General features: G+C 42.5%; 19 protein-coding genes and 1 tRNA gene. 14 read left to right on the forward strand and 6 right to left on the reverse strand.

Translation table 11 applies throughout. The annotated features are described in order from the left end of the window. Window positions 1–619: 619 nt before the first annotated feature. Window positions 620–693 (reverse strand) — tRNA-Asp (locus tag M0Q51_07795). Window positions 694–851: 158 nt separating this feature from the next. Between M0Q51_07795 and M0Q51_07800 the strand changes: the two genes are divergently transcribed. The 4 genes from M0Q51_07800 to M0Q51_07815 all read left to right on the forward strand — a co-directional run bounded on the left by M0Q51_07800 (window position 852) and on the right by M0Q51_07815 (window position 3,033). Beyond that, window positions 852–1,424 carry a DUF192 domain-containing protein gene (locus tag M0Q51_07800; protein MCK9399879.1) on the forward strand — a complete coding sequence of 191 codons (573 nt, stop codon included), beginning with the start codon at window positions 852–854 and terminating at the stop codon, window positions 1,422–1,424. A gap of 80 nt (window positions 1,425–1,504) precedes the next feature. Further along, on the forward strand, window positions 1,505–1,660 hold the full coding sequence (locus tag M0Q51_07805; GenBank protein ID MCK9399880.1) for a hypothetical protein: 156 nt from the start codon (window positions 1,505–1,507) through the stop codon (window positions 1,658–1,660). 28 nt (window positions 1,661–1,688) lie between these two features. Further along, window positions 1,689–2,372: a hypothetical protein gene (locus tag M0Q51_07810; protein MCK9399881.1), complete on the forward strand. Its 684-nt coding sequence runs from the start codon at window positions 1,689–1,691 to the stop codon at window positions 2,370–2,372. 19 nt (window positions 2,373–2,391) lie between these two features. Next, complete coding sequence (locus M0Q51_07815; GenBank protein ID MCK9399882.1) at window positions 2,392–3,033, forward strand: SagB/ThcOx family dehydrogenase; 642 nt, start codon at window positions 2,392–2,394, stop codon at window positions 3,031–3,033. Between the two features lie 235 nt (window positions 3,034–3,268). On the opposite strand, the gene M0Q51_07820 is transcribed toward M0Q51_07815, so the two are convergent. Beyond that, a complete protein-coding gene (locus M0Q51_07820) occupies window positions 3,269–3,499 on the reverse strand; it encodes a hypothetical protein (GenBank protein ID MCK9399883.1) in 231 nt (76 codons plus the stop codon). Between the two features lie 392 nt (window positions 3,500–3,891). Beyond that, the gene (locus tag M0Q51_07825; protein MCK9399884.1) at window positions 3,892–4,038 is read right to left on the reverse strand and encodes a hypothetical protein; all 147 of its coding nucleotides are present in this window, start codon (window positions 4,036–4,038) and stop codon (window positions 3,892–3,894) included. 1,167 nt (window positions 4,039–5,205) lie between these two features. Between M0Q51_07825 and M0Q51_07830 the strand changes: the two genes are divergently transcribed. The 4 genes from M0Q51_07830 (at window position 5,206) to M0Q51_07845 (ending at window position 9,760) form a co-directional block, all read left to right on the forward strand. Continuing rightward, on the forward strand, window positions 5,206–6,510 hold the full coding sequence (locus tag M0Q51_07830) for a hypothetical protein (protein ID MCK9399885.1): 1,305 nt from the start codon (window positions 5,206–5,208) through the stop codon (window positions 6,508–6,510). 52 nt (window positions 6,511–6,562) lie between these two features. Continuing rightward, a complete protein-coding gene (locus tag M0Q51_07835) occupies window positions 6,563–8,014 on the forward strand; it encodes a TrkH family potassium uptake protein (GenBank protein ID MCK9399886.1) in 1,452 nt (483 codons plus the stop codon). A gap of 76 nt (window positions 8,015–8,090) precedes the next feature. Then, complete coding sequence (locus M0Q51_07840) at window positions 8,091–8,714, forward strand: DUF47 family protein (protein MCK9399887.1); 624 nt, start codon at window positions 8,091–8,093, stop codon at window positions 8,712–8,714. 14 nt (window positions 8,715–8,728) lie between these two features. After that, entirely contained in the window at window positions 8,729–9,760 is a 1,032-nt protein-coding gene (locus M0Q51_07845) for an inorganic phosphate transporter (GenBank protein MCK9399888.1), read from the forward strand. Between the two features lie 87 nt (window positions 9,761–9,847). Here M0Q51_07845 and lpxA read toward each other — a convergent pair whose 3' ends face one another. The 3 genes from lpxA to lpxD are packed head-to-tail and all read right to left on the reverse strand — an operon-like array spanning window position 9,848 to window position 13,138. Further along, on the reverse strand, window positions 9,848–10,648 hold the full coding sequence (gene lpxA / locus M0Q51_07850) for an acyl-ACP--UDP-N-acetylglucosamine O-acyltransferase (GenBank protein ID MCK9399889.1): 801 nt from the start codon (window positions 10,646–10,648) through the stop codon (window positions 9,848–9,850). Beyond that, the gene (locus tag M0Q51_07855) at window positions 10,645–12,066 is read right to left on the reverse strand and encodes a bifunctional UDP-3-O-[3-hydroxymyristoyl] N-acetylglucosamine deacetylase/3-hydroxyacyl-ACP dehydratase (GenBank protein MCK9399890.1); all 1,422 of its coding nucleotides are present in this window, start codon (window positions 12,064–12,066) and stop codon (window positions 10,645–10,647) included. The genes lpxA and M0Q51_07855 overlap by 4 nt, the downstream gene beginning before the upstream one ends. Window positions 12,067–12,112: 46 nt before the next feature. Next, window positions 12,113–13,138 (reverse strand): UDP-3-O-(3-hydroxymyristoyl)glucosamine N-acyltransferase, encoded by a 1,026-nt coding sequence (lpxD, locus tag M0Q51_07860; GenBank protein MCK9399891.1) that lies wholly within the window; start codon window positions 13,136–13,138, stop codon window positions 12,113–12,115. Window positions 13,139–13,299: 161 nt separating this feature from the next. Between lpxD and M0Q51_07865 the strand changes: the two genes are divergently transcribed. The 6 genes from M0Q51_07865 (at window position 13,300) to M0Q51_07890 (ending at window position 19,757) form a co-directional block, all read left to right on the forward strand. Further along, complete coding sequence (locus M0Q51_07865) at window positions 13,300–14,853, forward strand: PglZ domain-containing protein (GenBank protein ID MCK9399892.1); 1,554 nt, start codon at window positions 13,300–13,302, stop codon at window positions 14,851–14,853. Window positions 14,854–14,908: 55 nt separating this feature from the next. After that, window positions 14,909–15,343 carry a tRNA (adenosine(37)-N6)-threonylcarbamoyltransferase complex ATPase subunit type 1 TsaE gene (gene tsaE, locus M0Q51_07870; protein ID MCK9399893.1) on the forward strand — a complete coding sequence of 145 codons (435 nt, stop codon included), beginning with the start codon at window positions 14,909–14,911 and terminating at the stop codon, window positions 15,341–15,343. 23 nt (window positions 15,344–15,366) lie between these two features. Then, window positions 15,367–16,593 (forward strand): alanine dehydrogenase, encoded by a 1,227-nt coding sequence (locus M0Q51_07875; GenBank protein ID MCK9399894.1) that lies wholly within the window; start codon window positions 15,367–15,369, stop codon window positions 16,591–16,593. A gap of 28 nt (window positions 16,594–16,621) precedes the next feature. Then, a complete protein-coding gene (locus M0Q51_07880; GenBank protein MCK9399895.1) occupies window positions 16,622–17,716 on the forward strand; it encodes a 3-dehydroquinate synthase in 1,095 nt (364 codons plus the stop codon). A gap of 74 nt (window positions 17,717–17,790) precedes the next feature. Then, complete coding sequence (locus tag M0Q51_07885; GenBank protein MCK9399896.1) at window positions 17,791–18,960, forward strand: 3-phosphoshikimate 1-carboxyvinyltransferase; 1,170 nt, start codon at window positions 17,791–17,793, stop codon at window positions 18,958–18,960. A 74-nt stretch (window positions 18,961–19,034) separates the two neighbouring features. After that, entirely contained in the window at window positions 19,035–19,757 is a 723-nt protein-coding gene (locus M0Q51_07890; protein ID MCK9399897.1) for a (Fe-S)-binding protein, read from the forward strand. Window positions 19,758–19,786 lie beyond the last annotated feature (29 nt).

Here is a 19,786-nt window from a genome sequence, read left to right on the forward strand (position 1 = left end):
ACCTCAATACAGCCCTTGTAACGGGCGAAACCAAAGATAATTTTGAAAGCATTAGGAAATATGATTTAAATCGTTTAATTTTAATGACTGAAAATAGCCGGGTTAGATGACATTCACCGATGGAAAGTTTCAGATTTGGTTTGCCAGGCGTTATGGTTTAAATAAATAAATTAAAAATTAGAAATTATGTCACTAATTACTGTTTTAATCGTTTTGATTATTGTCGGCGTTGTCTTATGGCTTATCAATGCCTACATTCCAATGGATCACAAAATAAAAACAATACTCAACATTGTTGTTGTTATTGTTGTAATCTTATGGCTCCTGCGCGCATTTGGAGTTTACGAATCTTTAAATCTGCGTTTGTAACGAGAATAGAGATATTACATCAGGCCCGGCTGGAACTTACAATCCATACCGAGTACTCGGGACAGAAATTTTTTTAGAAGAATAGCCGGTTTTGGCATTATTATGTTGTAATATCCTTTTTTCAAGGTTTTTGGTATAACCAATATAATAAGACCTATCAAGCAGACTTTATATGATATAAACCCGGAAAGGCATAATTAATAAAAAAAACCTCTGAAAAATCACTTCTTCAAAGGTGGGTTTTTTTTAGCGGACTGGACGGGACTCGAACCCGCGACCTCCTGCGTGACAGGCAGGCATTCTAACCAGCTGAACTACCAGTCCGTATTATAAGAACAATTAAGGGTGCAAAAGTAAAACATTTTCTGACATACCCAACCCGCAGGCTCATTTTTTATGTATAAGCCTTTGTATTCTTATTGTAATCCTTAGTGCCATTTGTGATTAATTGAAAATATCTAATTTTGGCAAAAATACCTGCAATGCCTGATAAAACTCCAATCAAAAAGGTGAATAAAAAAACAGCACGGAAGAAAATCAATTTGGTCCGGTTGCTCCTCATTTTCTTTGCAGTTATAATTGCATTGTCATTCCTTTTATTCAGCATTTTTACACCAAAAAGGAACAAACCAACTGCCAGTCAATCTTTCTTCAATTCAAAATCAGCTCCTTCATTCAGAAAAGATGGCAGCCTCTCTATTTTTCTGACTAAAAACCCTTCCCCAATTATACTTGATATTGAAATTGCTGATAATGATCAAGAACGGATGCGTGGACTGATGGATAGGCAAAATCTTCCCGACAATGCAGGTATGCTATTTGTCTTTTCTAATGATGAGCCAAGATCATTCTGGATGAAAAATACTTTTATATCCCTTGACATCATTTATATCAATTCCCGAAAAGAAATTGTCAGCATCCAAAAATATACACAGCCTAAATCAACTTATTCTATTCCTTCTGAAAAACCAGCTAGATATGTTCTGGAAGTCAATGCCGGGTTCACAGATAAATATGGAATAAAGCCGGGTGATAAAATCGATTACTTTTATTGAATTAATGCGGGTTAGAATGCCTGTCCCGAGTACCCGGAAAAATACTCGCCGATTTAATTGGACTTAAAACGCAAGGACAGGTGGGTGAAGGCATTGAAGCAGCAGAACAAGCATTACATAACGAATTAGACTTGAATATTGACAAGACAGGTTCGACCTACTCAATTGATAGACATATTAAGATTGAAAAAATAAAAAACACTTTATATCGAGCAGACAGAGCTGCAGTTCAATAGTGAAAGTAAAATAGCCAACCTATCGCCAATGCTAACAGCAAAGGAAATAAAATCAACAGCACAAGGTCTTGGTGCCGATCAATGCGGCATTGCCAATGCTGAGAGGTTTGATGGTGCGCCCGGCGGATTCCATCCCCGTGATATTTACGACAGGTGTAAATCCGTCGTGGTCTTTTTGAAACGGATGCCCACCGACGTCATCAATGCTGAAAATCCAGTGGTCTATACCCATACCGCCCACATTCTTTACAATATGCTTGACAAGATCGGAATGAACCTTTGCTTTGCCTTGGAGAAACAGGGCATCCGCGCCGTTCCCGTTCCAACGGATGTTCCATATCTTCACTGGGATGCTGAAAACAAGCACGGGATGGGCATCATTTCGCTCCGCCATAGCGCATACAACGCTGGGCTGGGGATTCTGGGCAGGAACACCCTTCTGATAAACAGGGAGTTGGGTAATCTTGTTTACATTGGGGCTGTTCTGATCGATGCTGCTGCTGAGCCCGACCCCATCGTGGATGATTTCGAATGCCCACCAAATTGCAGGCTATGCCTTGAAGCCTGCCCTGTGCAGGCGTTGGACGGTGTTACTGTAAGTCAGAAACGGTGCAGGGAGCATTCAACGTTTGAGCACCCAAGGGGCTGGGATATCTATACCTGCTCAAAATGCAGGCAGGTATGTTTATATAGTACTGATACGTTAATTTGAACGTTATAAATAAACTGCTATGAAAAAGATTATCGCTTACATCTGTTTCGCAATCATTGTAAATTCAATGGCTGCCCAAGAATCAAAGACCATCATCTTGAACCCGCCCGACACGACAAGGGGGTTGCCAGTTATGAAGGCTTTATCATTGCGGGCATCAAGTAGTGAATTTGATACCACCAGTTTGAGTCTTCAGGATATGTCCGACCTGTTATGGGCTGCAAACGGTATCAACCGACCTGAGATTGGAAAGCGTACAGCCCCGTCAGCGATGAATGCCCAAGATATTGATGTTTATGCCGTTATGAAATCTGGCGTTTATCTCTACAACGCAAATAAACATTGCCTTGATTTCAACATCGATGGGGATCATAGGGCTTTGGTGGCGGGAAAACAGGAGAATTTCGCACAAGCCCCGTTTATTTGTCTTTTAGTATCCGATATTTCAAGGTTCTCCCGTGGGGAAGACTCATTAAAATTGGTTTGGGCGGCAGAAGATGCTGGCATTGTATCTCAAAATATTTCAATTTTCTGCGCATCAGTCGGCTTTGCCACCAGACCACGGGCGACTATGGATCAGGAAAAACTACGGGAAATTCTTAAACTAAAAGATTCGCAATATTTGATGCTAAATAACCCCGTATCATATAAAAGAGATTAGCATAGCGACATTTACGACAGCCATAGGGAAGTTAATATCTTGGCTCCATCCTTCATCAAAACCCCTCTTAAAACGCATTAAAATGGGGCTAATTTGGCTCTTTACGGTCATATTTCCCCGCTGATATTAATATCACGGCATCATTTGGGCGAAAGGGGCGGCTTGCATTCTTATTTACCGTTTACGCGAATTAGCCCACACATTCATATTCCAGCGTTTAAACCTTGTAAAAAGTTTATGAATGATTGTTTCCAGAATGGGTTGGGAACCTACTCTCCCTTAACAATTTGTACTTTAATCTTGTTTCGTCTGCCTTGCTTTCATCCAATATATAAACAATCGTTTTGCCATCGTCAAGGATTACAGGAAATTTCCCCAGTGTTGACCCCATTAATAGTTTTGCATCGGGGATTTTCGATCGATTAAGTGCCAGATTCATCCTGTTTTCCCACTTGTCATTTTTCATCGTATGGATGTTTTATTAAAGAACATAAAATCAATTGTTTAATGTAAAAGGTACAAGGTACGGCTAATTTTAATCATTACTATGTTCATTGAAGTATTATTAATGAACGATGATGGGTTATTGCTTTCTTTATGCCAGTCAATGAGCCGTCAGACAGGCTTGACGGCCACATTGGGCACTACCGTCATCACCTATAGAATATCACCAGCCCCAGAACATTCTTGCGGCATTTCTTGCCGTAGAACTTATTTCGCATTTAACGGGCTATGGGGTTTTAATGGAACCCAGACCTTTTTACGAATTTTCAACTACATACCGCACAATATCATTTCATAAATAGTACTATATGCGGAGAAATAAGAATAGATTCTAAAAATTTGGGGGAAAGTCAATTACTTGGCTTTATTGGGTTTCAATGGCGAATGGACGTCTTTTATATTTTTTTTAACATCAGATGCTTTTTCTGGTTTCCATATCGAACGGACGTCTTTTATAATTTTTTTAACACCAGTAATGATTTTACTTGTTTTCTTTTCCATAATTAATAGATTTAAGTTAATAGGTCAAAAAGGAATTTTTTCTTCTTCAATCATTGTATTACAAATATAGTACAATTCAAAATAAAATATGTCTTTACCCAGAATATTATTCAGAGTTTGTTAATATATGTATAAACATATAAAAAGTCACCATCACAAAAATAAATATTACATCACACGAACAATGGCGGGGTGATGGCGGAACAACTTCTATGATATATTATTGAATTCCCGTTTTTTTGGTTGTAACTTTACATACGATCAAGACAAACCAAAAAATGCCACGCCTTACAAAAAACATACTCCGTTAATGATACAATTCTTTGCACACTTGCAGGGATAGAACATATCCAGTATTGGGCGATCACCGAAAACGATGATGATCTGATCCTTGAAACACAAGATTTGTGTGGCGCTACTGACATTTATAAAATTGAGTACGACAATTATCATTATGTTCTCTCAACAGATTATTTTTTCAGAACTTCCCGTTCGAACGTCATAGTAGCCGACATTAAATTGGTAAGTCCAAATACCACAATAACGCTTATAGGTTTTCAGTACAATGTTATCGACTCTATTCCCGCTTTGTACTTTAGGCTATTCGAAGGTGATAATCCGTGGGTTTTTTTCTTATACCGTCGCTAAACATTGCCACCAATTTCACAGATTACTAAACTTATTTACAAATATTCCCGTCGATAAAAATTTCACGGCGTTATTCGGCGGGGTAAAAAAGGAACCACCAACTTTTCCAACAAACCTTTGCATCTACCCTGTACCCCCAAATGCGCATCCACAAATGGCTCCCACAATACATTCTGGGGGCAAATTCCGGTAAAGAATCACGGTCAATAGTTCGATTCAAATAAGCAATTTAATTTGGATTTAAAACCTTATCCGGCAGGTATATATTTAATAAAAATGGCAGGAAACGGCCTCACTCCTGTTTCCATGAAATATATCCTGCACAAATAAAGTTTTTCCCCGCTTCCCCGCTTCCCTGTTTCCCTGCAAAATACCCGATATCATCCAGGTTAAAAATATTTAATGTTTGATGTCGGACTGATCGATTTTCCCCTCTAACTTTACGCCCCATATTGGCACAGAAAAAGGATCCGGAATTTACTTTTTTTGGACCATCCCTCAAAATCTAAATATAGTTTTATGCTGCTCAGTGAAGTTGCTATGACCGTTGCAGAAAGTTCCTCTGCAATACCTTCCATTGGCCCGGTAAGGGTTGAATTTATCCTGTTTGCCATCACTCTCATCTGCGTGGCGCTGTTCCATAAAAAAACCATGTATGTGGCGTTGACCGGCCTTGTTGCCGTTCTTATCTTTAAATTCGCTTTCGACCCCCAATTCAACCTGGTCCATCATATCACTGGCATTGCAGCCAGGGAAGGGGAATGGCGGATTTTGCTGAACCTGCTCGGCCTTTTATTCGGGTTTGCTATTCTCGCTAAAATTTTTGAAGAATCGAACGTCCCGAAAATTCTTCCAAAATTCCTGCCGGACGATTGGAAAGGTGGCCTGGTGCTTCTTTTCATGATAATGGTACTATCTTCTTTCCTCGACAATATTGCAGCAGCCATGATCGGAGGCACAATTGCCATGGTTGTTTTCAAAGGGAGGGTGCATATCGGGTACCTGGCGGCTATCGTGGCGGCCAGCAATGCAGGGGGAGCAGGCAGCGTCGTCGGAGACACCACGACGACCCTGATGTGGATCGATGGGGTCGAACCCGTGTGGGTCCTGCATGCATTTGTCGCATCGATCGCGGCTTTCTTCATTTTCGGCATTTTCGGCTCAATACAGCAGCATAAATTTCAACCTATTATCAGTGAAATAAATATCGGTGTCAAAGTTGACTGGTGGAAGATATTTATCGTCGCCATGATCCTCGCTGGAGCGATTATGACCAATTTCCTGCTTGACTTCCCTGCACTTGGCGTGTGGATTGCCATTTTGATTGGTAGCCTGTTCCGGAAAACTCCGTGGGGTGAGCTGAAAAAAGCCTGGATGGGAACAGTCTTCCTGATGTCATTGGTAACCATTGCTTCCCTCATGCCGGTTGAAGAGCTCCCTCCCGCCTCCTGGCAGAGCGCATTTATCCTGGGTTTTGTATCGGCAGTTTTTGATAACATACCTTTAACCAAACTATGCCTGGAACAGGGTGGATATGATTGGGGCATTCTGGCCTATACCGTAGGCTTTGGCGGGTCAATGATCTGGTTCGGATCTTCTGCAGGGGTGGCGCTGTCGAATATGTACCCTGAAGCTAAGAATACCGTAAACTATATAAAAGGTGGATGGCATGTTGCTGTGGCTTACGTGGTTGGCTTTTTAGCTGTGATGGGTATTCTCGGATGGCAGCCCCACACTCCTCATAAAAAAGGAAGAGATGCGGAAATCCCTGCTATGCAATACAATCCTGAAGAAAATTCCCACTCCGCTACCGGAAATCATTAAAAGGTTAGATTTAATTTTGAATTTTGAATTTCTTCATAAAGCCTCTTAAATCATGAGAAGGCTTAATACCAGGTTGCTCGTCTATATTTCGGGTCTGATCCTCCTGATCGAAAGCCTGTTTATGCTTGCCTGTACCCCTGTTTCCCTGATTTATTCCGGAGATGACTTTTGGGCTATTTTGCTGGCAGCATTGATTACCGGCTTCTCCGGCCTGATTCTATTCCTGGTTACAATGAAAACAGTCAGGAAAACCCCCGGAATCAGGGAAGGGTTTCTTGCAGTGAGCCTGACCTGGTTGCTGGCCTCACTGTTTGGCACATTGCCTTTCCTAATCAGCGGGGCGATTCCGAATTTCGCCGATGCCTGGTTTGAAACAGTATCCGGTTTCACTACAACGGGTGCTTCCATCCTTACTGACATTGATGTCGTATCAAAAGGGATACTTTTATGGAGAAGTCTTACCCATTGGATGGGCGGTATGGGAATTATCCTCATGGTGATCGTAATCCTTCCTTCACTGAAAGCCGGAGGTATTTACCTTTTCAGTGCAGAGGCTTCCAAGATAAGCTTTGAGGAGATCCGGCCCAGGGTTATTGATACAGCCAAGCGATTTGGCGTCATTTACATCATTCTTACCATGGCCGAAGTAATCCTGCTTACGATAGGTGGGATGCCTGTATTTGACAGTGTATGCCATTCATTTGCCACTATCGCGACCGGGGGGTTTGGCACGCAGAACGACAGCATAGCCGGCTATTCCAGCTATATACAGTATGTGATCATTGCATTTATGTTTTTGTCGGGGATCAATTTTACACTTCATTTCATGGTTTCTGTTGGTGATTTCAGAAAAGCGCTCAGGAATGAAGAACTGAGGTTTTATACCCAGATTATCCTGGCATTCACCCTGGTCATTTTCATTATTTTATATACACACGGCACTGGTTTGCACAAAGCCTTCCGTGATTCGCTCTTCCAGGTTGTTTCCATTATCACCTGCACGGGTTTTGCAACAGCCGATTACCTGCTATGGCCTGCAACCGGATGGTTTTTAATCTTTCTGGCCATGTTTGTCGGGGCATCTGCCGGATCAACAGGAGGAGGGATAAAAGTGATCCGGCACTTGCTGATGATAAAAAACCTGGCCATGGAAGTAAAGACTTTTCTTCACCCGAGGGTGATCTATGGTGTAAAATACCATGGAAGCATGATTTCAGGCGACCAGCTGCGGTCTGTCATTGCCTTCTATATCTGGTATCTTATTATATTCTTTTTCAGCTCTTTGCTCATGATGGTCATCGGTGTGGATTTCCTGACATCTATCGGAGGAGTGGCAACCAGTATGGGAGGAATTGGCCCGGGATTGGGTACAGTCGGACCAGCCAGTAATTTTTATCATCTGCCTATACTTGCCAAGTTTTTACTTACAATTGACATGATCATTGGCAGGCTGGAAATCTATGCTTTCCTGGTCCTGTTTTCACCGGCTTTCTGGAAAAGATGAAAAAATTAATTTTTTATTAACATTATTATTATAATTAATTTATGATATTTACATTCGTTCCTTTAAAATTTAGATTATGCTAAGAGGACTTTTGCCAAAGGAATACGCCTTCTTTGATTATTTTGATCAGTTGATCAGTACTGATAAACAGATTAGTATCCTGTTTTTATCCATGATGAACAATGAAGGGGGACGGGTTGAATTATCCAAGCAAATAAAAGATTTGGAGCGCAATGCTGACAAACTTTCCAGAAATTGTACGGATTTATTGCATAAAACTTTTATTACCCCAATTGACCGTAATGATATTTTTACTCTTGTCAAACGTCTTGACGATCTTGCAGACCAGATAAATGCTGCAGCATTCAGGATATCGGCATACAATGTGACCGATATCAGGTATGAAGCAGTGGAATTCTCAAAGATTATTCAAAGTTGTATTGAAGAACTTATTGTTGCCATAAGAGAGCTAAGAAAAATAAAAAATAAAAACCAAATACTTGAGTGTTGCAAAAGAGTTCATGACCTTGAAAATCAGGCAGATGAAATTCTTCGAAGTGCTGTTTCGCGGCTTTTTAAAGAAGGAGAAGTTTTACTATTGATTAAATGGAAAGAGATTTTTGAAAGACTTGAAAAAGCAGTGGATAAATGTGAAGACATTGCCGGTACAATTGAAAGTATTTTAATAGAACAGTCGTAATAATCTTATTTCCGATGGATCCATTATTACTCCCTGTTATTGCGATTGTTGCGGTTGCACTTATTTTTGATGTTATAAACGGATTTCATGATGCTGCCAATTCTATTGCAACGATTGTTTCTACCCGGGTATTATCTCCCCGATTAGCTGTTTTTTGGGCAGCATTTTTCAATTTTATAGCAATGTTTGTATTTGCTCCTAAAGTAGCAGATACTATTTCTAAAATTGTTATAATAGATTCAGCCGATTCCGCATTTCTATATGTCGTTTTTGCGGGTTTGCTGGGGGCTATTGTATGGGACCTGGTAACATGGTGGTTTGCAATCCCTACCAGTTCATCTCATGCTTTAATAGGTGGCTTGACAGGCGCCGGTTTAGCTTATAAAGGAGCGGAAATCATTCGATGGGAGAAGATTGTCCAGACGGCTTCGTTTATTCCTTTAGCACCACTCATTGGATTTGTAGGTGCATTTGGATTGATGATCGCTGTATACTGGATTTTCCGAAAGTGGGTACCAAAAAAAGTTGACGGGTTGTTCCGTAAAGGTCAATTTGTTTCAGCTGCCATGTATTCTCTCGGGCATGGAGGCAATGATGCTCAAAAAACGATGGGTGTAATTGTTGCCATATTAGTTGCAGCCGGGATGTTTAATCCTGATCGTCAACTTTCTATCTCGAGCTGGGATACATTATGGATTATTCTTTCTTGTCACCTGGCAATGGCTGTTGGTACAGCCTTAGGTGGGTGGAGAATAGTTAAAACTATGGGAATGAAACTCACAAAACTCAAACCTGTACATGGTTTTTGTGCTGAAACTGCCGGAGCTTTTACCATTTTTTTGGCAACTAAACTTGGCATTCCTATTTCAACCACACATACCATTGCCGGTTCTATTATTGGTGTTGGTTCTACCACAAATCTTGCAGGCATAAAATGGAAAATCGCTTTTCGTATCGTCATAGCTTGGGTACTGACTATTCCTGCTTCAGCATTAGTAGGCGCTTTATGTTTTTGGGCTATAAAACTTATGAGTTCTGAGTTCTGAGTTCCAGGATAGTAGTCATTAAGTAATCGTTAGGTTGTCATTTGTTGTCTTATTGACTGACTACTGCCTACTGCCAACTTCTGTCTACTACTCTTTAGTATTATTAAAAAGACTGGTATATCCTTTCATGATGCCACGGGCGGAACTGGCAATGAAGGTAAGTATCTCATCGCGCTCGGGTGTGGCCGGCACGTCGGCTTCAATAATATTCACGGCCTGGGAGACATTATAATTCTTCAGGTAGATGATACGGTAGATTTCCTGGATCTGGTTAATCTGCTCATTGGTAAACCCTCTTCTGCGGAGACCGATAGAATTGACACCCACATAGGAGAGGGGCTCACGTGCTGCTTTGGTATAAGGTGGAATATCTTTCCTGGCCATACCGCCGCCTGAAATCATGGAATGGGCCCCGATCTTTACAAACTGGTGTACAGCTGCCAATCCGCCAACGATAGCATAATCATCGATTTCTATGTGCCCGGCGAGGGTGGCTGCATTGGCGAGGATCACGTTATTGCCTATTACGCAATCATGTGCTACATGAACATAAGCCATCAACAGGCAGTTCTTTCCGATAACGGTTTTATAACTGGCTTTTGTACCGCGATTTACAGTGACAAATTCCCGGATAGTGGTATTATCACCTATATGAACGGTGGTTTCTTCCCCGTCGAATTTCAGATCCTGCGGGATGGCAGAAATTACTGCTCCCGGGAAGATCCTGCAATTTCTTCCGATCCTGGCCCCTTCCATAATGGTGGCATGATGGCCAATCCAGGTACCTTCTCCGATTTCGGTATTTTTTTCAATGGTAACAAATGGGTCGAGGATCACATTATTGGCTACTTTGGCCTGGGGATGAACATATGCTAACGGTTGGATCATTTCTTTGGATTTGCTATGTTATTGGTTCCTTTTTCCACGATTGAAGCCATTAGTACGGCCTCCATAACAATTTTATTACCAACATAGGCAACGCCTTCCATGTGGCAAATGCCCCTCCTGATTGGCCCGGCAAGTTTCAGGTCAAAAATCAGCGTATCACCGGGTACAACTTTTTGCCGGAATCTGACCTGGTCAATTTTAAGAAACAAAGTAGTGTAATCCTGCGGATTAGGGACGGTACTAAGGACCAATACACCGCCTGCCTGGGCCATGGCTTCCACCTGGAGCACGCCGGGCATCACCGGTTCATCAGGGAAATGACCTACAAAGAATGGCTCGTTCATCGTTACATTTTTCACTCCAACGACTCTGTTTTCAGTCATTTCGATGATTTTATCGATCAGGAGGAAAGGTGGCCGATGGGGCAGGATGCTCTTAATCTGGTTGATATCCAGGATCGGCGGTTTGTTCGGATCATACAATGGCGCTTGGCTCATTTTTCGGTCTTTATTAAGTTGTTGTCTGATCAGTCTTGCGAATTTTGCATTAGCGGTATGCCCGGGCCGACGGACAATGATATGTGCTTTCAATGGTTTCCCCAGCAGGGAAAGGTCCCCGACTACATCGAGCAGTTTATGACGGGCAGGTTCATTTTCAAAATGCAGTTCCAGGTTATTCAATATCCCTTCATTCAGCACTTTTACCGAAGGTTTTTTAAAAAGCTTGGCGAGCCGGTTAAGTTCTTCCTGGCTAACAGTCCTGTTAACAAAAACGATGGCATTATTAAGATCTCCGCCACGGATAAGCTCATTCTTCAGCAGGTATTCCAGTTCATGGAGGAATACAAATGTCCTGCAAATGGATATTTCATGACTGAAGTCTTCTATTTTTTCCATGATGGCATACTGTGAACCCAGGACTTTGGTTTCGAAGTTTATCATCGTCGTCACCTTGAACCGTGGGTAGGGCATAGCCACCATTTCGATCTTGTTTTCAGGCTCTTCGTAAAATACAGGGGTGCGTAATTCGAAATATTCACGCACTGCAGGTTGTTCCTGGATACCACATTGGTTAAGCGCTTCGATAAAATAACGGGAACTACCGTCCATAATAGGGGTTTCCGCCTGGTCAACTTCAATGATAAGGTTATCAATCCCGAGTCCTGCTATTGCAGCAAGAACATGCTCAACAGTCTGTATCTTGGCCCCGTTTTCTGCAATACTGGTGCCCCGTGCCGTATCTACAACGTTTTCGACAACAGCATTTATTTCCGGTCGTCCTTCCAGGTCAATACGGATGAACTTTTTGCCAAAATTGATCGGTGCCGGCCGGAAGGTCAAAGTTACCTCTTTACCGGTGTGTAATCCAACTCCGGTAAGGCTTCCAGGCCTTTTGACTGTTTTTTGGTTATCTAACATAATATCCTGCAAAGATACTAATTATCAGCTTACCAGGAATAAAGGTTTAAGGTTGGTTCAATCTTCTTTCCAATTGATCCAGCCTTTTAACGATTTCAGGGAGGTTTTTAAAGTGGACCAGCGCTCTCCTGTGAATGGAGATGTCAATGGCCGGGGACCCCATAAAAATTGATCCGTCTTTTAAATCACAGGATACACCAGATTGGGCGCCAATTTTGACATCATCGCCGATGGATAAATGACCGACAAAACCAACCTGTCCTGCAATCATGCAGTTTTTGCCTATCTTGGTTGAGCCGGAGATGCCGGTTTGTGCAGCAATGACAGTATTTTCCCCGATCTCTACGTTATGCGCTATCTGGATCAGGTTATCCAGTTTAGCTCCTTTACGGATAATGGTAGATCCAAGTGTAGCCCTGTCGATAGTGGTATTGGAACCAATCTCTACGTTATCCTCAATAATGACATTGCCGATCTGGGCAATCTTCTTATAGTTTTTATCCTGTTGAGGGGCAAAGCCAAAGCCATCAGCGCCTATCACTACACCGCCATGTATCGTGCATTCTTTACCGATAATATTATCAGAATAAACAACAACGCCGGCGAAAAGGGTCGAATCACTGCCTACTTTAACATTATCGCCCAAAAATACCTGGGGGAAGATCTTTGCATTATCTCCTATTACAACATGCTCTCCAATATATGCAAATTCACCGATATAAACATCCTTGCCGATAACGGCAGATTTTGCCACGAAGGATAACGATGAAACGCCTTTCTTTTCATTAATTATCTTGTTATATAATTCCAGCAACCTGGCAAATGCAGTATAAGCATCTTCAACACGGATCAGGGTCGAACGGATAGGCTGATCAGGTGAAAAATCCTTGTTGACAATGACAATCGATGCCCGGGTAGTATATATGTAGGGTGTATATTTTGGATTTGCCAGAAATGAAAGTGTTCCAGGTTCCCCTTCTTCGATTTTGGAAAGACGACTTATCGTAGCATCGGGGTTACCTTCAACAATACCTTCTATAACTTCTGCTATCTGGCTGGCTGAAAACTCCATGTCCATGTGTGCTGGATTTATATGAAAACAAACTTCTTAGCAGGAGCAAAAGTATTAAATTTATGCGTTTATTATAAAATCACTCCCCGATACAATAAAACCGGTTTATTTTCATTTCATTAGTACAAAAATAAATTTTCCGGGACACTTAAACGGTATAAATGGAAAAGATCAAGATTCTCTGGGTTGATGATGAAATAGAGATACTCAAGCCGCACATTATGTTCTTACAGCAAAAAGGATATGAGGTGGATACTTCAAACAATGGTGATGAAGGGCTTGAAATGATATTTAGCAGGCCTTATGATATAATTTTTTTAGATGAAAATATGCCAGGTCTTACAGGTATAGAAACATTGGAAAGAATAAAAACGAAATACCCTAACCTGCCTGTGGTCATGATCACTAAAAGTGAAGAGGAGTCGATCATGGAAGATGCCATTGGATCCAATATCGCCGACTTCCTGATCAAACCGGTTAAGCCGAACCAGATTCTCCTGAGCCTGAAAAAAAACCTGGAAAACAAAAAACTGGTCAGTGAAAAGACCTCATCTTCCTACCAGCAGGAATTCAGGAATATCAGCATGGACATCTCGAATAACCCTGATCACAAAGGCTGGGTCGATATATTCCGGAGCCTCACCCGTTGGGAACTGGAACTGGAAAAATCGAGCGATGAGAGCATGCAGGAGGTGCTTCAATTTCAGAAGAACGAAGCAAACCAGGTTTTCTCCAAATATGTTGAGAATAATTACCTCAATTGGGTCAATGGCAGGGTAAAAGATTACCCGGTTATGTCGCCCAATCTTTTCAAGGAAAAGATATTCCCTTTGATGGACAGTAATGAGTCCCTTTTTGTAATCCTCATTGATAATCTCCGATATGACCAGTGGAAAGCTATACAGCCTATCCTGGAAGAGTATTTCAGGGTTGAAAAAGAAGAAATTTATTATAGCATCCTGCCAACAACCACTCAATACGCCCGCAATGCCATTTTCGCCGGCCTAATGCCGCTTGAGATCGAACGAAAGTATCCCAAATACTGGACTTCTGAGGAGGAAGAAGGCACCAAGAACCAGTTTGAAGGAGAATTACTTGGAGAGCAATTAAAACGCCACGGCAAAGATGTCAAATATGCATACCAAAAGGTATTAAACCTGACTGCCGGGAGAAAACTTCTAGAGACAGTTCCCAATTTGATTAATAATAAGCTCACGGTGATCGTATACAATTTTGTCGATATGCTTTCCCATGCCCGCACAGAAATGGAAATCATCCGGGAACTGGCCGATGATGAAAAAGCATACCGCTCGCTGATGGTTTCCTGGTTCAACAATTCACCTTTATTTGACATCATTAAATACCTTGCGGAAAAAAAGATAAACCTGGTCATTACGACCGACCATGGTTCCGTTCGTTCGCAGGATCCTGTGAAGGTGGTGGGTGACCGAAATACTACGACAAACCTGCGGTATAAATCCGGCAAGAGCCTGAATTACAATTACAAGGAAGTTTTTGAGGTGCGGAATCCACACGATGCATTCCTTCCCAGGACTAATGTAAGTTCGACATATATTTTTTGCCGGAAGAACGATTTTTTCGCTTATCCGAACAACTACAACTATTACGTGAATTATTACCGTAATACTTTCCAGCATGGAGGCATTTCCCTGGAGGAGATCCTTGTGCCGGTGGCGTATCTGAAAGCGAAGTGAGACAATTTGCAAAATCAGCAAACTTGTATTAACTTTGATCTTTACGTTTTCTCTAATGAAAGATCTTGTTTTCCAGAATATTACTCTTTCGGAAGTGCCTGATATTGCACGTAAGATCCTTAATGAATATCCTGAAGAGCGGGTTTTTGCCTTATATGGTGACCTTGGGGCCGGAAAGACCACACTGATCAAAGCATTGTGCCATGTTCTCGGCGTAAACGATGACGTGACCAGCCCTTCTTTTGCGATTGTCAATGAATATGAAGCCGGAGGAATTGATTTGATTTATCATTTTGATTTTTACCGGATTAAAAAACTGGAAGAAGTTTTGGACATTGGTTATGAAGAATACCTGTACAGCGGTTATTATTGTTTTCTGGAATGGGCTGACAAGATAGAGGAACTTTTACCTGAGGCATACGTATACATAGCCATTACGAAAAACGAAAACGATGAAGGCCGGAAAATGATCATCACCGTTAAAAATTAGTCAAACACCAATCACATCCTGACATGGATCAGAATCAGAAAAGCTTCATCAAGTTTTCGCATTCCGAAAGCTTGATGCCCAAGGAAGAAATGCTGGAAGTGCAGCGGCAGAGGTGCCGGCTGACCATTGGAATTCCGAGAGAGATTGCTCACCAGGAGCGAAGGGTTGGCCTGGTACCGGAAGCCGTTAGCCTCCTGGTACAAAACGGACATACTGTTCTGATAGAGACGAATGCCGGCTCTGGAGCGAGGTTCCATGATCATGAATACAGTGAGGCCGGAGGTCAGATTGTTTATTCTGATAAGGAAGTATACCAGGGCGATATTATCCTGAAAGTTTCTCCCCCAACTGAGGAAGAGATAGAAATGATGATGGAGAAGCAGGTCATCTTTTCAGCTTTGAACCAGAGTAACCGTGAAGTTTCCTACTTCCGGAACCTCATCCGCAAAAAGGTCACTGCCTTTGCACATGAATACATACAGGATCAGTTCAGTTCTTTCCCCGTCAGGCGGACGATCAGTGAGATCGTGGGCAATGCATCCATTATGCTTGCCGCCCGGTACCTGAGCGATCCTGAATACGGAAAAGGTAATATGCTGGGCGGTTTTTCCGGTATCAGCCCGACGGAGGTGGTTATCATTGGCGCCGGAACTGTAGCAGAGAATGCTGCCCGCGTAGCTTTAGGGATGGGTGCTACAGTCAAGGTATTTGACGATTCTATTTACCGGTTACGCAGGCTCCAGGTGAATATCCAGAACCGCATTTTCACCTCTATTATCCAGCCCAAAGTGCTGATGAATGCACTGGTTACGGCAGATATCGTCATTGGCGCCATTCATAGCGTCCAGGGGCATACACCGGTGATCATCACTGAAGACATGGTAAAAAATATGAAACCTGGGGCAGTCATCATCGATGTCAGTATCGACCAGGGGGGATGTGTTGAAACCTCTCGCATTACCACCCATCAGAACCCGGTTTTTAAAAAATATGATATCATTCATTATTGTGTGCCCAATATTGCCTCCCAGGTACCACACACTGCTTCCTACGCGCTGAGTAATTTCTTTACACCGGTTATGCTGCGCATCGGTGAAGAAGGAGGGGTCGATAACCTGATCCGCCGTGACCGTGGCATTTGTAAGGGAGTTTATTTGTTTAAGGGAATCCTGACCAGGCAAAGCATAAGCGACTCTTTCAATCTGCCTTTCCAGGATATTGACTTGCTCCTGGCCGCTTTCGGTGGCTGACCCGGTATTATAAAATAAATCTTTGCATGTGAAACAACCTGCCAATATTAAAATTGAATCTTTAACCTATCCGGTTTATCTTGGTTTTAATCTATGGCGTGAAATTGATCAGGTCCTGCAACCCTTTCTGAATTCCGGGGGAATTTATATTCTTACAGACAATAACACACATAGCCATTGCCTGCCTGTTCTGAAAGATAATGTTCCCCTGTTGGCTGAACGACCTTTGTTTTCGATTTCACCAGGTGAGCGGTCTAAAGATTTATCAAGTCTTGAAAGAATATGGACCTGGCTGATGGAAGCCGGCGCCGGTCATAATTCATTGCTCATAAACCTCGGCGGTGGGGTGGTCAGCGACCTGGGTGGGTTTGCCGCAGCAACCTTTAACAGAGGGATGCATTATATCAATATTCCCACTTCGCTTATAGCACAGGTTGATGCTGCCATTGGCGGCAAGACCGGATTAAATATTTCAGGGATAAAAAACCAGGCCGGCCTTTTCTATGACCCGGCAGCGGTTTTTAGCATACCGGTGTTTCTTGAAACCCTGCCTGAAATTCATTTTAAATCAGGTTTTGCCGAGATCATCAAATGTGCCGCTCTTTCAGGTCATAAATTCTGGGAACTATTGAAAAAAGATGGCACCCCGGAGAATAAACATATCTTCCGCCTCATCTCCGAAACCGTTAACTTCAAATGCCGGATAGTTGCAGCAGATCCTTCAGACCGGTCCACCAGAAAAATGCTTAACTTTGGACATACGGTAGGGCATGCCCTGGAAAGCATCTCTAATATCCGGGGCGAGGATGAAATGTTGCATGGTCAGGCAGTCGCCACCGGGATGATATGTGAGGCTTATATTTCATATGAAATGGCAGGATTGGGCGCGGAAGAGCTGGACGAGATTTCAGCTGTGATCAAATCTTTTTTCGACTTAAAACCTTTAAGAGAAAATCTGTTTGACCAATTGGTAAAAATAATTAATTACGATAAGAAGAAAACCGACAATGGGATTGGGTTTTCCTTGCTTGAATGTTTGGGGAAACCTTCCCTGGGTATATTGGTTAATCATTCAAACCTCATCAATTCATTCGAATATCATAACAATATAATTCAACAGTGATAAGGATTACTAAAGCAAACCGAAGTTGTTTCGGTGAGATCAGGCTTCCCACATCTAAAAGCATATCAAATCGTTTGCTTATCCTCCAATTTTGCTATGGTCCGGCACTTAGTATCAAGAACCTTTCCCATGCCGATGATACCGTGCTCTTATCGTCATTACTTGATCTGATCAGGCAGTACCAGCTTCGTGGCGATACCGGCCTGCTCCGGGTCGATACCAAGAATGCAGGGTCTGTTTTGCGGTTCCTGTTGCCTTTGCTGACGGTTACACGTGGACATTATTTGTTAACAGGAAATGAACGTATGGTTCAAAGGCCGATCGGTGCCCTGGTGGACGCACTGCGTGAAACCGGTGCCGACATTGAATATCTCGATAGAGTCGGGTTTCCGCCATTACTTATCAGAGGAAGGACTATCAGTGGCAGAAGAATCACTTTGGATGCTTCTGTCAGCAGCCAGTTTCTCACAGCATTGCTTTTACTGGCACCTAAGCTTGAGGAAGGTTTAACCCTTGAATTGACCGGAAAACCGGTGTCATGGCCCTATGTGAAAATGACCACGGGGATACTTACGGAATTAAGCGTTCAGGTGATCGTGCAGGAAAATGCAATCCACGTTTATAATAAGCCGTCAATAAATAGGGAGATTGAAGTCGAACCCGACTGGAGCGCTGCATCATTCTGGTATTGCATGCTCTCCATGGCTGAGAAAGGAGAGGTTTTTTTCCCTGGATTGCGCAAGTCAGGCCGGCAGGGTGATCAGCAGGTAGCTACATTTTTCGGGCAACTGGGAGTGGACACCATTGAGGAAAAAGATGGCATCAGGATTATAAAGGGGAAACATGTACACGATAAATTCCAGGCTGATTTCAATGGTTTCCCTGATCTGGCCTTACCGGTGATTCTTGCCTGCGGCGTTGCAGGTGTAAATGGAATATTTACCGGCATGGACCGGCTGCGCATTAAGGAGTCTGACCGGATTGAGGCAATTACAGCCGGCCTTCATAAAACAGGCATTATCCTCCGGGAAGAGCCCTCCGGAACATGGGTGTTATCCGGTTTTTTGAAAGATCCTTTCGACCTGTTCACATCAGATTATGAGGATCACAGGGTAGCCATGACATTTGCCTGTCTCGCTTTGAAAGGTTTCGCAGTAAATCTTGAACATCCGGAAGTTGTCAGTAAGTCTTACCCGGGGTTCTGGAAAGACCTCGAATCCGTTGGCTTTACCTGCAGTATTTGATGTTGAAAAGATTTAAGCCAGCAACACCGATTATTTATAACTTTGCCTGATAAACCTGTCAGGTTTTTTTGATTATGATGACCGTCGACATTTTTATTCCCTGCTTTATTGATCAGATCTATCCGCAGACTGGTTTTAACATGATCAAAATATTGGAAAAATATGAGATCGATGTATATTATAATGAAAACCAGACTTGCTGCGGACAAATATCATTTAACAGCGGGTTTTGGGATGATGCCAAGGCAATTGGTGAGAAATTCATCCTCGAATTTAACCATAACCGCCCCGTAGTTGTACCATCAGCTTCCTGTGCAGGTTTTGTCAGAAATTATTACGGGGAACTTTTCCACAACACCGGGCTGCATCTTGAATTCAGGCAGCTACAGAAAAATATCATCGAGTTTACTGATTTTCTGGTCAATGAATTAAAGGTAACTGACCTGGGAGCAACTTTCGAGCATAGGGTTACCTATCATGATTCCTGTGCTGCCCTGAGGGAATATAAGCTTGGAAATGAACCCCGGATATTGCTTGAGAATGTAAAGGGGCTGGAGCTGGTTGAAATGAAAGATCGTGAAGTCTGTTGTGGTTTTGGCGGGACCTTTTCTGTCAAAAATGAACCCATTTCAACTGCTATGGCCCAGCAAAAAGTTCAGAATGCGCTTGACACCGGGGCTGAATATATCGTTTCCACGGATGCTTCGTGCCTTATTCATCTTGATGGGTTCATCCGCAAACATCAACTCCCGTTAAAAACCATTCATATCATTGATGTGCTTGCATCCGGCTGGTAAATGAAATTGTATTTACCTTTTTCATTCAT

The organism is Bacteroidales bacterium, assembly GCA_023229505.1.
GTDB lineage: Bacteria > Bacteroidota > Bacteroidia > Bacteroidales > JAGOPY01 > JAGOPY01.

Coding starts and splice junctions, on each gene's coding strand:
- M0Q51_07800 (MCK9399879.1), top strand. CDS start 852: ATGCCTGATAAAACTCCAATCAAAAAGGTGAATAAAAAAACAGCACGG.
- M0Q51_07810 (MCK9399881.1), top strand. CDS start 1,689: ATGCTAACAGCAAAGGAAATAAAATCAACAGCACAAGGTCTTGGTGCC.
- M0Q51_07815 (MCK9399882.1), top strand. CDS start 2,392: ATGAAAAAGATTATCGCTTACATCTGTTTCGCAATCATTGTAAATTCA.
- M0Q51_07820 (MCK9399883.1), bottom strand. CDS start 3,499: ATGAAAAATGACAAGTGGGAAAACAGGATGAATCTGGCACTTAATCGA.
- M0Q51_07825 (MCK9399884.1), bottom strand. CDS start 4,038: ATGGAAAAGAAAACAAGTAAAATCATTACTGGTGTTAAAAAAATTATA.
- M0Q51_07830 (MCK9399885.1), top strand. CDS start 5,206: ATGCTGCTCAGTGAAGTTGCTATGACCGTTGCAGAAAGTTCCTCTGCA.
- M0Q51_07835 (MCK9399886.1), top strand. CDS start 6,563: ATGAGAAGGCTTAATACCAGGTTGCTCGTCTATATTTCGGGTCTGATC.
- M0Q51_07840 (MCK9399887.1), top strand. CDS start 8,091: ATGCTAAGAGGACTTTTGCCAAAGGAATACGCCTTCTTTGATTATTTT.
- M0Q51_07845 (MCK9399888.1), top strand. CDS start 8,729: ATGGATCCATTATTACTCCCTGTTATTGCGATTGTTGCGGTTGCACTT.
- lpxA (MCK9399889.1), bottom strand. CDS start 10,648: ATGATCCAACCGTTAGCATATGTTCATCCCCAGGCCAAAGTAGCCAAT.
- M0Q51_07855 (MCK9399890.1), bottom strand. CDS start 12,066: ATGTTAGATAACCAAAAAACAGTCAAAAGGCCTGGAAGCCTTACCGGA.
- lpxD (MCK9399891.1), bottom strand. CDS start 13,138: ATGGAGTTTTCAGCCAGCCAGATAGCAGAAGTTATAGAAGGTATTGTT.
- M0Q51_07865 (MCK9399892.1), top strand. CDS start 13,300: ATGGAAAAGATCAAGATTCTCTGGGTTGATGATGAAATAGAGATACTC.
- tsaE (MCK9399893.1), top strand. CDS start 14,909: ATGAAAGATCTTGTTTTCCAGAATATTACTCTTTCGGAAGTGCCTGAT.
- M0Q51_07875 (MCK9399894.1), top strand. CDS start 15,367: ATGGATCAGAATCAGAAAAGCTTCATCAAGTTTTCGCATTCCGAAAGC.
- M0Q51_07890 (MCK9399897.1), top strand. CDS start 19,035: ATGATGACCGTCGACATTTTTATTCCCTGCTTTATTGATCAGATCTAT.